The 13,146-nt window shown below is 67.7% G+C and carries 14 protein-coding genes and 1 tRNA gene; 11 read left to right on the top strand and 4 right to left on the bottom strand.

All coding sequences use genetic code 11. From position 1 onward, the window contains the following. The first annotated feature begins 99 nt into the window (after positions 1-99). Positions 100-444, top strand: coding sequence for a DNA-directed RNA polymerase subunit omega (rpoZ, locus tag JAO74_RS12960; protein WP_056529942.1), 345 nt, complete (start codon positions 100-102; stop codon positions 442-444). A gap of 157 nt (positions 445-601) precedes the next feature. Here rpoZ and JAO74_RS12955 read toward each other — a convergent pair whose 3' ends face one another. After that, positions 602-1,300, bottom strand: a complete 699-nt coding sequence (locus JAO74_RS12955) for an RlmE family RNA methyltransferase (RefSeq protein ID WP_199038691.1) — start codon at positions 1,298-1,300, stop codon at positions 602-604. After that, positions 1,297-2,340 (bottom strand): Ppx/GppA phosphatase family protein, encoded by a 1,044-nt coding sequence (locus JAO74_RS12950; protein ID WP_199038689.1) that lies wholly within the window; start codon positions 2,338-2,340, stop codon positions 1,297-1,299. Before JAO74_RS12950 ends, JAO74_RS12955 begins: the two co-directional genes overlap by 4 nt. A 140-nt stretch (positions 2,341-2,480) precedes the next feature. On the opposite strand from JAO74_RS12950, the gene JAO74_RS12945 reads away from it, so the two are divergent. The 4 genes from JAO74_RS12945 to JAO74_RS12930 all read left to right on the top strand — a co-directional run bounded on the left by JAO74_RS12945 (position 2,481) and on the right by JAO74_RS12930 (position 4,927). Next, positions 2,481-2,554: transfer RNA gene (locus JAO74_RS12945), tRNA-Gln, on the top strand. 170 nt (positions 2,555-2,724) lie between these two features. Next, a complete protein-coding gene (locus JAO74_RS12940; protein WP_233150985.1) occupies positions 2,725-3,261 on the top strand; it encodes a Panacea domain-containing protein in 537 nt (178 codons plus the stop codon). 11 nt (positions 3,262-3,272) lie between these two features. After that, on the top strand, positions 3,273-3,623 hold the full coding sequence (locus tag JAO74_RS12935) for a hypothetical protein (protein ID WP_199038683.1): 351 nt from the start codon (positions 3,273-3,275) through the stop codon (positions 3,621-3,623). A gap of 164 nt (positions 3,624-3,787) precedes the next feature. Next, positions 3,788-4,927 (top strand): acyltransferase family protein, encoded by a 1,140-nt coding sequence (locus tag JAO74_RS12930; RefSeq protein ID WP_199038680.1) that lies wholly within the window; start codon positions 3,788-3,790, stop codon positions 4,925-4,927. 5 nt (positions 4,928-4,932) lie between these two features. Here the strand turns inward: JAO74_RS12930 and JAO74_RS12925 are convergent, their stop codons facing one another. Then, a complete protein-coding gene (locus tag JAO74_RS12925; protein ID WP_233150984.1) occupies positions 4,933-5,547 on the bottom strand; it encodes a TlpA family protein disulfide reductase in 615 nt (204 codons plus the stop codon). 16 nt (positions 5,548-5,563) lie between these two features. Here JAO74_RS12925 and argH point away from each other — a divergent pair, with 16 nt between their 5' ends. The 5 genes from argH to JAO74_RS12900 are packed head-to-tail and all read left to right on the top strand — an operon-like array spanning position 5,564 to position 10,134. Beyond that, positions 5,564-6,925 (top strand): argininosuccinate lyase, encoded by a 1,362-nt coding sequence (gene argH, locus JAO74_RS12920; protein WP_199039154.1) that lies wholly within the window; start codon positions 5,564-5,566, stop codon positions 6,923-6,925. Next, complete coding sequence (locus JAO74_RS12915) at positions 6,925-7,155, top strand: hypothetical protein (RefSeq protein WP_199038674.1); 231 nt, start codon at positions 6,925-6,927, stop codon at positions 7,153-7,155. The genes argH and JAO74_RS12915 overlap by 1 nt, the downstream gene beginning before the upstream one ends. Beyond that, complete coding sequence (lysA, locus tag JAO74_RS12910) at positions 7,155-8,429, top strand: diaminopimelate decarboxylase (protein WP_199038671.1); 1,275 nt, start codon at positions 7,155-7,157, stop codon at positions 8,427-8,429. Before JAO74_RS12915 ends, lysA begins: the two co-directional genes overlap by 1 nt. Next, positions 8,426-9,181 carry a precorrin-2 dehydrogenase/sirohydrochlorin ferrochelatase family protein gene (locus JAO74_RS12905; protein WP_199038668.1) on the top strand — a complete coding sequence of 252 codons (756 nt, stop codon included), beginning with the start codon at positions 8,426-8,428 and terminating at the stop codon, positions 9,179-9,181. Before lysA ends, JAO74_RS12905 begins: the two co-directional genes overlap by 4 nt. Beyond that, on the top strand, positions 9,181-10,134 hold the full coding sequence (locus JAO74_RS12900) for a zinc transporter ZntB (protein WP_199039151.1): 954 nt from the start codon (positions 9,181-9,183) through the stop codon (positions 10,132-10,134). Before JAO74_RS12905 ends, JAO74_RS12900 begins: the two co-directional genes overlap by 1 nt. Here JAO74_RS12900 and JAO74_RS12895 read toward each other — a convergent pair. Beyond that, on the bottom strand, positions 10,128-10,733 hold the full coding sequence (locus JAO74_RS12895; protein WP_332908810.1) for an NADPH-dependent FMN reductase: 606 nt from the start codon (positions 10,731-10,733) through the stop codon (positions 10,128-10,130). The two genes, JAO74_RS12900 and JAO74_RS12895, sit on opposite strands and share 7 nt — an antisense overlap. A 142-nt stretch (positions 10,734-10,875) precedes the next feature. Here JAO74_RS12895 and JAO74_RS12890 point away from each other — a divergent pair, with 142 nt between their 5' ends. Further along, positions 10,876-12,978 (top strand): transglycosylase domain-containing protein, encoded by a 2,103-nt coding sequence (locus JAO74_RS12890; RefSeq protein WP_199038662.1) that lies wholly within the window; start codon positions 10,876-10,878, stop codon positions 12,976-12,978. Positions 12,979-13,146: the final 168 nt, after the last annotated feature.

Genomic DNA, 13,146 nt, shown 5'->3' with positions numbered 1-13,146 from the left:
GCGCCGGCCGCTCCCCCGCCCCGCCAACCTTGATTTTACCGGCCCGGTCTGCTAGCCGCCACGGCTCTCCCTATTCCCCGGGTATTTGAAGGACACGGCATGGCGCGCGTCACCGTCGAGGATTGCGTCGACAAGGTTTCCAATCGCTTCGACCTGGTGCTGTTCGCGGCCCAGCGGGCACGGCAGATTTCCGGCGGCGCCGATCTGACGCTCGACCGCGATCGCGACAAGAACCCGGTCGTCGCTCTCCGTGAGATCGCCGAGGAGCGCGTGCGCCCCGACCATCTCGAAGAATCGGTCATCTCGTCGCTCCAGAAGGTGCAGATCGACGACGATGACGAGGTCGATGCCGTCGGCTCGCTGTCCGGCGCGGCAGAGGCGCTGCGCCTCACCGCCGCCGCCCCGCCGCGCAACCAGAATCTGGGTGCCGACTACGACGGCTGATCCGCTACGCTGCCCGGCAGCGTGACGATCCGATACGAAAAGAGCCGCGACGGCAACGTCGCGGCTCTTTTTATGTCATTCCCTCTCCCAACGGGAGAGGGAGGGAGGCGCAAAGCGCCGGAAGGGTGAGGGTGTGCCGAGGCGGCGGCGGCAGAACCTACCTCTCCTCGTCCGCCCTTGCATCAACCGTGGCCGCCCGCCCCTTGAACCCCTGCGCGATCACATACCACTCCGACGAATCCTTCCGGCTAGCCGGCGGCTTGGCATGCTTCACCGCGGTGAAATTCCGCTTCAGCGTCGCAACCAGATCATTGTCCGCCCCGCCCGCCAGCACCTTGGCGACGAACGCCCCGCCCGGCCGCAGGATGTCGCAGGCGAAATCCACCCCCGCCTCGACCAGCCCCATCGTGCGCAGATGGTCGGTCTGCGGATGCCCGACGGTGTTCGCCGCCATGTCCGACAACACCAGATCCGCCTGCCCGCCCAGCGCCTCTTCCAGCAGGCGCGGCGCGCTGTCGTCCATGAAATCCAGCTGCATGATCGTCACGCCGTCGATCGGATCGACCGGCAACAGGTCGATGCCGACGATGCTGGCGGCCGGCACCTGCCGCCGCACCACCTGCGACCAGCCACCGGGCGCGATGCCCAAATCCAGCACGCGGCGCACGCCCTTCAACAGCCCGAATCGCTCGTCCAGTTCGATCAGCTTGTACGCCGCCCGGCTGCGATAGCCCTCCGCCTTCGCCCGGCGGACATACGGGTCGTTCAACTGCCGCTCCAGCCAGCGCTGCGACGCCGCGGTCCGGCCACGCGCCGTCTTCACCCGCGTCCGGCCGCCCGATCCACCCCTGCTCACAGTCTGTTCTCACCCATCAATCGGCGTAATATGCCCTCGCGAATGCCGCGATCGGCGATGCCGAGCCGTTCGGCAGGCCACAAGTCCATGATCGTTTCCAGGATCGCACAGCCCGCCACCACCAGATCGGCCCGCTCCGCGCCGATACACGCGACCTGCGCACGCTGCGCGATCGATTTGCCCGACAAGGACCGGCTGATATCGCGCATCGCCGATGTCGGCGCGATCAGGCCATCGACCATCGACCGGTCGTAATGGCTCAGCCCCAGATGCACGCTGCCCAGCGTCGTCACCGTACCGCTGGTCCCCAGCAACCGCGGCCGATCCACCCGTGGCAACCGCGCCGCAAACCCCGCCATGCTCTCCGCCGCCAGCGCCCGCATCCGCGCATAGACATCGGCGAGCGATGCCGCCCCACCGTCCGCGCTGCCCGCCACGCTCTCGGTCAGCGACACCACGCCCCACGGCGCCGAATGCCAGTCGAGCACGCGCGGTTGCGGCCCGGCGGTATCGACCAGCACCAGTTCGGTCGATCCGCCGCCGATATCGAACACCAGCGCCGGGTCGCTCCCCGGCTCGATCAGCGCATGACAGCCCAGCACCGCCAGCCGCGCCTCTTCCTCGGCGGTGATGATGTCCAGCCGGATGCCGGTTTCCGCATGCGCCCGTTCGATGAAGGCCGCACCATTCGCCGCCCGCCGGCACGCCTCGGTCGCCACCGATCGCGCCAGCACGACGTTGCGCCGCTTCAGCTTGTCCGCGCACACGCGCAGCGCCGCCAGCGTCCGCTCGATCGCCGCATCGCTCAGTCGCCCGCTCGCCGCCACGCCCTCGCCCAGCCGGACGATTCGCGAAAACGCATCGACCACCGCAAAGCCCGCGCCCTGTGGCCGGGCGATCAACAGCCGGCAGTTGTTGGTGCCAAGGTCCAGCGCGGCATAGGCCTGCGCATCGGACCAACGGCCGCGTGGCGGCCGGGTCGGCGCCGGACGGGCAGGACGGTCCTGCCGGTACGGCTGTCGGGTGGAAACGTCCCCCATCGCCGTGGTGCTTTCTTTTAATGTTCTGCCGTCGCGGGCCAGACCCGCTCGGTGCTTGCCGCCAACGTAGCGATACCCGCCCCCCACCACAAGCCGAGCGTTGACAGGCCGCCCGACCCCGCCTAGATGCGCCGGCCTGTTGCCCCGTCGTCTAAAGGTAAGACTACGGACTCTGACTCCGTTAATTGAGGTTCGAATCCTCACGGGGCATCCAATTCCAAGCTGCCAAGTGGCTGGAATTTGTCAGAAATTTAGCGAGATCGATGTCTGACTTATCACAGTCAACTAGCGTTCGCTGACTGTATAGCTGTTTTTGGGATTTTTCCGCTTCACCCCTTGACAAATTGACTAGACGCGGAACGGCATATGCTCTATATGCGACTCATGGCTCTCCGTTTCCAATTCAATGAGCGGAAGGGTACGGAGGCTCTGGCGTATATCACGTCGAGATGGCCGGGAATTTCCGCATTTTTTGCCTCCAAGGTGCTTTTCTACGCAGAAAAAAAGCATTTGAATGCGTACGCTCGTCCGATCGTAGCGGATACGTTCGTAGCGATGCCGAATGGTCCAGTCCCATCGACTCTTTATGACTTCATGCGCAATCGACTTGGAATGGCGGGCGATCCCGAGGCGGTTCAGGGCGCGATCGATTGCTCACAATATCCACGAATGGCAGCGCGGCGGGATGCCGATATGTCTGCGCTATCAGACACAGACCGGGCCTGTCTTGATGAGGCGATGGAATTCTGTCGATCAAAGGGCTTTGGCCATTTGTCGTCGCTGACGCATCAGGAGCGCGCGTGGGCGGATGCCAGCTCAAATGGGCCGATGGATTATGAGAAGTTCATCGATGAAGACAACCCGCATCGCGAGCAGATTTTAGAGGATGCGGCCGACTTTGCGGCATATGGCGTTTTGTGAGCGTTGGAGACGTGTTCGTCGTTTACACGGCACTTTCCAAACCCTCCAAAGATAAAATTGTCGTCTGCGTGGGTAATAATCCGCCGATATTCTTTTGGGTTAATACCGACCCTCGCTTTCATGGAATTGGCCAGATGCGATTGTCCGGGAACGACCATACTGCTCTTACCCATGATTGTTATCTGGATTGCAGCCGCGTTACTACATTTCCTGCGCATGAGCTTCGGGCCGCTCGACAGCGTGATCCGATCACAACGGATTTAGCAGATGCGATCGTGAAATTTCTTGAAACGGAGCAGCCAGCTACTCTCCCCTCGGCACAGCGGGAATCAATCTGCCAGGTTTTGCGCGAGCACGTTTGATATCGATTTATCTGTAACCGAGTCTTCCTAGCGATCGGCTGCATACCAACCGCCTGATTTAACAGAAATTTAACCCACTTTGATGCTCGTCCGTCAAATAAAAGAAATGCTGCACCGCAAACAGCCTTAAACCGGCCTTAACCATAGTAGCCGATAACGGGGGCATGGATCGCATCGCCCCGCCCGCCGCCTATGCCGATTCGGGATCGTCCGTCATGGCGGCATCGTCCGGCATCGCCGCCTTCACCGCCGCCCTCGTTCGGCGCCTGCCCGTCAACGCCGGCACGCTGGCGACGATGCGGATCGATGAGGCGCGGGGCCTCGCGTCGATCATGGTCGTCGCTTTCCACGCCATCGGGTCGGAGTCGCTTGTACATTCGTCCTGGGCCTATCTGGCCCAGAGCCTCACCTTCGTGCGGATGCCGCTGTTCATCGCGATCACCGGCTATCTCTATGGCCTGCGCCGCGGGCATCGGCCGCTGACCTTTACCGGCTGGAGCAAGCGCACCGGCCGGCTGCTGCCGCCGTTCCTGCTCGGGACGTTGGTCTGCTGGACGATCAGCCTGCACAAGGGGCGCCCGTTCGAGATCGTGAACGGCCTGATCTTCGGCGCCTGGCACCTTTGGTATCTGCAAGCTCTGGCCATGATCCTGCTCGCGGTGTGGGTGATGGACAAATGGCTGCGGCCGTCGAACGATCGCCTGTGGATGGTCGCGGGGGCAGCGTTTGCCGTCGTGGCGACGGGCATGTTCAGCGGCGTCGCGCAACTGTCGGTCGCCAAGGCCGCGTATCTGTTGCCGCATTTCCTGGTCGGCGCGGCGATCGGCGCGTCACCGGCCCTGCTGGAACGCCGCCGGAACCGGATCGCGATCTACATGGCCGGCGCGTTCGGCCTGATCGCGCATCAGGCGTCGCTGCTCGGCGTCGGTTCCGAATGGGCCAAGACGTCGCTGGTCGCCGCCACGATCGGCGTCGCCACCTTTACGCTGGTCCGCACCAGCATGCCCGCCAGCCCCGTGCTGCGCCGCATCGGCGCCTATTCGCTGCCGATCTTCCTGTGGCATCTGCCCGTCGCCTCGGTGTTGAGCGCGCTGCTCCTCCACCGATTCGGCACCGAGCCGCACATCGCCGTGATTGCGAAGATGGCGTTCGGCATCGCCGTCCCCATCGCCGCCGCGATCGCCTGCGCGCGCCTCGCGCCGCAGATGCTGATCTTCGTCGGCCGGCGCGCGACCAGCCCGTCGCCGGAACCGGCGGCGGAAACCCGCCGCCCGGTCCCGGCGCTTAGCCCGGCGCTGGCCTGACACCCCTACTTCAGGGCCGCGATAGCCTTGGTCGCCAGTTCGCCCGTCCAGTCGAGATCGCCGACCGTGCGCAGCACCTCGTGCCCGGTCGAATCATACAGGATGCTCGTCGGCAGGTTGCTGGCCACCGCCGGCACCCACGCCATCTTGGGATCGGTATAGGCCTTCAGCGTCTTGAAGTTGCGCGCCGCGAAGAACGGCGCGACCTTGGCCGGGTCCATGTCCTGGCTCAGCGTCACGACATGCAGCCGCCCCGCCTCGCGCGTCGCCAGCGCGTCCAGCGTCGGCAGTTCCTTCACGCACGGCCCGCACCATGTCGCCCACAGGTTCAGCAGCACCGGCTTGCCGCGATAATTTACCAGCGTCACGCTTTTGCCTGCGGGATCGAGAAAGGCGAGCGTCGGCGCCGCATCGCCCGCATGGCTGCGATCGAACGATCCGCCGGCGGCGGCACCGGCGGGCGCGGACGGCGCGACCTCGTCCGCACTGACGGCATCAGCGGGGTTGGCGGCAGAGTTGGCGGACGCGGCGGCATTGCCTTGCCCCCCGTCGCCTGACGGCTTATCGCCGCACGCGGCCAGCAGGCCTGCAAGCAGGACCGGAACGATCAACGAACGCATGAAAACCTCCAATGCCATGTGGGGCGGCCGCTTTGCGGAGGGCCCGTCGGCGGTGATGCGCGAGATTAACGCATCCCTGCCATTCGACAAGCGTATGTGGCGTCAGGATATTGCTGGGTCAAAAGCCCATGTCGCGATGCTCGGTGCGCGGGGCATCGTGTCGCCCGCCGATGCCGCGACGATCGCCGCCGGGCTGGACCAGGTGGCCGCCGATTACGAAGCGAACGGCGTCCCCGACGATCTCGCGCTCGAAGACATCCATATGCTGACCGAGGCACGGCTGGCCGATGCGATCGGCCCGGTCGCCGGCCGGCTGCACACCGCGCGCTCGCGCAACGATCAGGTCGCGACCGATTTCCGCCTGTGGGTACGCGACGCGATCGATCAGGTGCTGGCCGCGCTGGCCGGTTTCCAGACCGCGTTGCTGGTCCGCGCCGAGGAACACGCCGACAGCGTGATGCCCGGCTTCACCCACCTGCAATCCGCGCAACCCGTCACGCTCGGCCATCACCTGATGGCGTATCACGAGATGATCGCCCGCGACGTCAGCCGCTTCGCCGATGCGCGTACCCGCCTGAATCGTTGTCCGCTCGGCTCCGCCGCGCTGGCCGGCACCGGCTTCCCGATCGACCGCGACGCGACCGCCGCCGCGCTGGGGTTCGATGGCCCGACCCGCAATTCGCTCGACGGGGTCAGCGACCGCGACTTCGCGCTCGATTACCTGACCGCCGCCACGCAATGCGCGCTGCACCTGTCGCGGCTGGCGGAGGAATTCGTGCTCTGGGCGTCGCAGCCCTTCGGCTTCGTCGCGCTGTCCGACCAATGGTCGACCGGCAGTTCGATCATGCCGCAAAAGCGCAATCCCGACGCCGCCGAGCTGGTGCGCGGCCATGCCGGCCGGATCATGGGCGCCATGACGTCGTTGATGGTCACGATGAAGGGCTTGCCGCTCGCCTATTCCAAGGACATGCAGGACGACAAGCCGCCGGTGTTCGAGGCGCACGACCTGCTCGGTCTCTGCCTCGCCGCGATGACCGGCATGGTCGAAAGCGCCACGTTCCGTACCGAGCGGATGCGCCAGGTCGCCGAAGCCGGCTTCTCCACCGCCACCGACCTGGCCGACTGGCTGGTGCGCGAGGCGGGGTTGCCGTTCCGCGAGGCGCACCACGTCACTGGCCGCGCGGTGAAGCGCGCCGAGGAACTGGGCGTCGGCCTCGACGCGCTGTCGCTGGACGAACTCACCGCGATCGACGCGCGCATCGATACGTCGGTCTATGACGTGCTGTCGGTCGACGCCTCGGTCGCCAGCCGCACCAGCTTCGGCGGCACCGCCCCCGCCAATGTCCGCGCGGCGATCCGCGCAGCGAGGAATATCTGATGCGCGGCCTTCTTCTGCTCCCTTTGCTGCTGGCCGGTTGCGGCTCGGCCGCCGGCCTGAAGCCGCCCGAAGGCGGCAAGCTGCCCGTCGCCCCGCTCGGCGCGCGCGCCACGCCGACGCCGCAACAGTTGCTGACCCCCACCACGCAGCAGCGACCGCAACGCAGCGACGAGCTGCTCCGCAGTTCCGAAGAGCGTCGTTCCGACGAATTCGATCTGCCGCCCCGCTGATGAACCATTTCGATCACAAGGACGGCGTGCTGCACGTCGAGGACGTCGCCATTCCCGCCATCGCGGCGGCGGTCGGCACCCCCGTCTACATCTATTCCGCCGCCACGCTGCGCCGCCATGCCCGCGTGTTCCGCGAGGGTCTTGCCGGCGTGCCGCGCAAGCATCTGGCGTATGCCATCAAGGCCAATCCCAACCTCGCCGTCCTGCGCGTGCTGGCCGATGAGGGATACGGCGCCGACGTCGTGTCGGTCGGCGAGATGCGCCGCGCGCTGGCCGCCGGGATGCCGCCCGCCGACATCGTGTTCTCCGGCGTCGGCAAGACGAAGGCCGAACTCGCCGCCGCGCTCGACGCCGGCATCGGCCAATTCAATCTGGAGCTGGAAGAGGAAGGCGTCGTCCTCGCCGCCCTCGCCGCCGAACGCGGCATCCGCGCCCCCGCCACCCTGCGTGTCAACCCGGACGTCGATGCCGGCACCCACGCCAAGATCTCGACCGGCCGCAAGGAGAACAAGTTCGGCGTCCCGATCGACCAGGCGGCGGCGATGTTCGACCGTCTGGCGCCGCTCCCGGGCCTGAACCTGCGCGGCGTCGCGATCCATATCGGCAGCCAGTTGTTCGATCTGGCCCCACTGGAGGCCGCGTACACCCGCGTCGGCGAACTCGTCGCCGAATTGCGCGCCGCGGGCCACACCATCACCCATGTCGATCTCGGCGGTGGTCTCGGCGTGCCGTACAAGGCGGGCGACATGCCCCCCAGCCCGGCCGATTACGGCGCGATGGTCGCCCGCGTCACCGCGGATTGGGACGCCGAACTGATGTTCGAACCCGGCCGCGTCATCGCCGGTAACGCCGGCGTGCTGCTGACCGAAGTCATCTGGGTGAAACCCGGCGTCGTCCACCCCTATGTCATCGTCGATGCCGCGATGAACGACCTCGCCCGCGTGGCGCTGTACGATGCCTATCACGATTTCGTCGCGGTGCAGCCCAACGGCGACCGGATGACCGCCAACATCGCCGGCCCGGTGTGCGAAAGCGGCGACACCTTCGCGATGGGCCGCGACATCGACCATGTCGTGTCGGGCGACCTCGCCGTGTTCCGCACCGCCGGCGCGTACGGCGCGACGATGGCCTCCACCTATAACAGCCGCCCGCTGGTGCCGGAGGTGCTGGTCGACGGCGACCGGTTCGCGGTGGTCGCCGACCGCGTCGCCGCCGAAACGCTGATCGCCGCCGAGCGCGTGCCCGACTGGCTGAACGAGGCGCGCGAGGGATGAGCCTGCACAGCCTGCCGCTGTTCATGCGGCTGGCCGGGCGGCCCGTGATCCTGCTGGGCGAAGGTGAATCGGCCGACGCGAAACGCCGCCTGCTCGAACGCGCCGGCGCGTTCGTCTGCGGCGAGGATACCGCCGCCCCCCTCGCCATCGTCGCGATCGATGACGAGGACGTGGCGCTGGCCGCCGTCGCCCGGCTGAAGGCGCGGGGCATTCTGGTCAACGCGGTCGACCGCCCCGATCATTGCGACTTCACCCTCCCCGCCATCGTCGATCGCGATCCGGTGCTGGTCGCGATCGGCACCGGCGGCGTCTCCGCCGGCCTCGCCGCCGCGCTGCGCCAGCGGCTGGAGGCGCTGCTCCCCGCCTCGCTCAGCAGCCTTGCCGATGCGATGCATGCCGCCCGCACCGCGATGCGCGACCGCTTTCCCGATGGCGGTGAGCGCCGCCGCGCGATCGGCGCGGCCTTCGCCCCCGGCGGCCCGCTCGATCCGCTGGACGACCACCCGAACGCCGACGTCATGACCGCCCTCACCGGCGGCGGCCCCGCCCGGCTGGAACGCATCGTCCTCACCTCCCCCGACCCCGACGACCTGACGCTGCGTCACGCCCGGCTGCTCGCCAACGCCGACCGCGTCTTCCACGCCGATGGCGTCCCACCCGCGATCCTCGACCGCGCCCGCGCCGACGCCGCCCGCATCGCCGGCCCGCCGCACGACGCACCGGGCCTCTCAGTCTGGCTGGAGATGGCGTGATGGACGCCTATTGCTACCGCATCGCCGGCGGTGACGGCACCCGCATCGACCCGGCGGAGGCGCTGGCCGACCGCTGCGACCTCGTCTGGATACACCTCGCCCAGATCGATCAGGAAACGCAGGACTGGCTGCGCGGCCCCGCCGGCCTCGACGACTATATCGTCGACGCCCTCACCGCGACCGAGACGCGCCCCCGCTGCGAGGCGTTCGGCGACGGCGCCTTCCTCAACCTGCGCGGCCGGTCGAAGGAGGAACCCGACAGTTCCGATCTCCTCGCCTCGGTCCGCATCTGGGCGGTCAAGGGCCGCGTGTTCTCCGTCACCCGCAAGCCGCTGATCGCGGTCGGCGCGGTGAAGCAGGAGGTGACGGCGGGCCGCATCCGCGATCCCGGCGACCTCATCACCGCCTTCGCCACCGCGATTACCACCGATCTCGACCCCGACGTCGCCGAACTCGGTGACCAGCTCGACGATTGCGAGGAACAGCTCGACGCCAACCGCGTGTTCGAACTGCGCCGCAACGTCAGCCGGGTGCGCGTCGCCGCCATCGCCTATCGCCGCTTCCTCAGCCCGCAACGCAGCGCGCTGGAGAAGCTGGCGGCCCTGCCCGGCGACTGGCTGGGCGACGACGATCGCCTGCACATCGCCGCCGCCGCCGATCGCGCCGCGCGCATGGCCGAGGAACTGGAATCGATCCGCGAGCGATCCGCGCTGATGCACGAGACCCTGTCCGATCTGCGCGCCGAGCAGATCGACGGCCGCACGCTCATCATCTCGATCGTCGCGATGGTGTTCCTGCCGTTGACCTTCATCACCGGGCTTTACGGCATGAACGTCGCGCACCTGCCCTATGCGCAGGAACCATGGGCATTCGACGCGATCATGGGCGTCTGCACCACGATCGCGGTCGGCGTGGTGCTATATTTCGTCCGCCGCCACTGGTTCACTCACTGACCTGATTCGGCCGCCACCCGCGCCAGCGGTGCGAAGCGCGCCACCTGCCGGCCGATCAGCCGCAATTGTTCGACCACCGCCGGGTCGCTCGCCCCGCCCTCGTCGTCGAAACGCGTCACCTGCGTGTTGATCGCGGCGGCGAACGGCGTCGGCCAGCCGCGCAGCGCATGGACGATCGACCGCAGCGCCGCGATCGTCGATCCCGTCGCCTGCCAGCCATAGGCGGTGGCGATCAGGCCCACCGGCATGTCCGCCAGATACGGCCGCCCGTCCTTCGCCGTCTCTTCCAGCAGGTCGAGCGCGTTCTTCACCACGCCCGATATCGACCCGTGATACCCCGGACTGGCGATGATGACCGCCGATGCGCCGCGCACCGCATCGACGAACGCGCGCTCGTCCGGCGTGCGCGTCGTCGCGCGCGGATCGTACAGCGGCAGCCGCGCCATGTCCGCGCCGCCGAACATCCGCGTCGCGAATCCCTGCTGCGCCGCCGCCTCCAGCGCGATGCACAGCGCGCGTTCGGTCGACGATACCGCGCCGATCGTCCCGCCGATTCCCACCACCAGCGGCCGCTGCCGGTCGATGTCGCCTGTCGTCACCTGATCCATCCCGCTCCTATTCCACATTAGCGCTGCAAAAGAACAGGGGGGTCGCGCTTCCGCGGTCACGCGATTATGAAGGACCACATTGCGCGAGGTGTTCTAGTCAGGTAGAACAGCGCCCGTGTCCTGGAACCCGCCGATGCGCCCCGACCCCTTCGATCCCGATCGCCCCCGGCCCCGGACCGACCATGATACCGAACGCCCCTACACCTATGCCGGTGTCGATCCGTGGCGCGACCGGTTCGATGCCGAGCCACGACCGGAACCCCGATCCTATCGCTGGATCGGCCGCTGGCTGGTGCGCGGGTTCGCCGCCGGCATCGTCCTGCTCGTCATCGCCATCGCGTGGCTGGCGATCACCGCGCCGCTGTCTCGCTCGTTGAAGCCGCCGACGCCCCCGTCGATCACGCTGACCGCCGACAACGGCACGCCGATCGCCCGGCGTGGCGCGATCATCGGCACGCCGGTCGATGCCGCCACCCTGCCGCCGCATGTGCGCGAGGCGTTCATGGCGATCGAGGACCGGCGCTTCTATTCGCACTGGGGCATCGATCCGCGCGGCATCGCCCGCGCCGCATGGGCCAATATCGGCTCCGGCGGCGTCCGTCAGGGCGGCAGCACGATCACGCAACAGCTGGCGAAAAACGCCTTCCTCGATTCGGATCGCACCGCCGCGCGCAAGCTGCGCGAGGTGATGATCGCGTTCTGGCTGGAGGCATGGCTGACCAAGGACGAGATCCTGTCGCGCTATCTGTCGAACGTGTATTTCGGCGACAACGTCTATGGCATCTCCGCCGCCGCGAAACATTATTTCGGCCGCACCCCGCAGACGCTGAGCGTCGGTCAGGCGGCGATGCTCGCCGGACTGGTCAAGGCGCCCTCCCGCCTCGCCCCCACCGTCAACCTGAAGGGCGCCCGCGCGCGTCAGGCCGTCGTCGTCGCCGCGATGGAAGATGCCGGCTTCCTGACCCAGCGAGAGGCCGATGCGGTGCAGCCGCAGCGCGTGCTGGCCTCCCGGCCGCAGCAATTGCCCAGCGGCACCTATTTCGCCGACTGGGTCCTGCCCCAGGCCCGCGACCGCGCCGGCGAGGTGAAGACCGAGGCGACCGTCCGCACCACGCTGGACCCCCGTCTCCAGAACGCTGCCGAACGCGCCATCCGCGGTGCCGGCCTGCGTCAGGCGCAATCGGCCCTCGTCGCGATGCACCCGGATGGCCGTGTCGTCGCGATGGTCGGCGGCCGCGATTACGGCAAGAGCCCGTTCAACCGCGCGACGCAGGCCCGTCGCCAGCCCGGATCGACGTTCAAGCTGTTCGTCTATCTCGCCGCGCTGCGCGCCGGCATGACGCCCGATACGGTGATGGACGATTCGCCGGTCGAGATCGCCGGCTGGAAACCGCGCAACGACGACAACCGCTATCTGGGGCCGATCACGCTGCGCCGCGCCTTCGCCCGCTCGTCCAACGTCGTCGCCGCACGGCTGACGCAGGAGGTCGGCGTACGCAACGTCATCCAGACCGCGCGCGATCTCGGCATCTCCACCCCGATCGCCAACGAGGCGACGATCGGCCTCGGCACGTCGGAGGTATCGCTGATCGAACTGACCGCCGCCTATGCCGCGATCGCCAACGGCCGTTACCCCGTGCAGCCGCGCGGCGTCGACGAGGTCGCCGACCGCAGCTGGTACGCCTCGCTGGCGGGGCGCAGCCGTGCCCTGCCCGAAAATGTCCGCAGCCAGATGCTGCAGCTCCTGTCGTCCTCGATCCGGGGCACGGGTCGCGAGGCGGTGCTGAGCATCGATGCCTGGGGCAAGACCGGCACCTCGCAGGACAGCCGCGATGCGTGGTTCATCGGCTTCGCCGGCGATCTGGTCGTCGGCGTGTGGGTCGGCAACGACGACAACAGCCCCAATCCCGGTCTTCACGGCGGCGGCGTGCCGGCGCGCATCTGGCGCGACTTCATGCAGAACGCGCTCGGCGTCGCGCCCCCCGTCGTGGCCGAACCCGAACCGGCGTTCGACGGCAACGCGGTCGAGGGGATCGGCAACGATCTCGCCGACATGGGCGCCGACGCGCTCGACGCCGCCGCCAGCCAGTTGGAAGGGCTGGGCCTCGAAATCCGGCAGGGCGACGACGGCTCGATCTCCGTCGGCCCCCGCCGCGACCGCGACCGTGACCGCGATCCCGGTCCCCCACCCCGCGACGACCGCCGCCCCCCGGACGAACCACAGGACGAATTCTGACGATCTTTCCCTCTCCCACCGGGAGAGGGAGGGAGGCGCGAAGCGCCGGAAGGGTGAGGGTGTTCACCAGGCGCGAAAAGGTATGTCCTACACCCCGACGCGCTGATACACCCAACCCATCGCTCTTTCCCAGTACCGGCCAGTATAATCCCGCCCACGCGCCCGCGC

This window comes from Sphingomonas mollis, from assembly GCF_016427505.1.
Taxonomy (GTDB): domain Bacteria; phylum Pseudomonadota; class Alphaproteobacteria; order Sphingomonadales; family Sphingomonadaceae; genus Sphingomonas; species Sphingomonas mollis.
The sequence above is the reverse complement of the archived record's forward strand: the minus strand, read 5'-3'. Positions and strand labels throughout refer to the sequence as shown.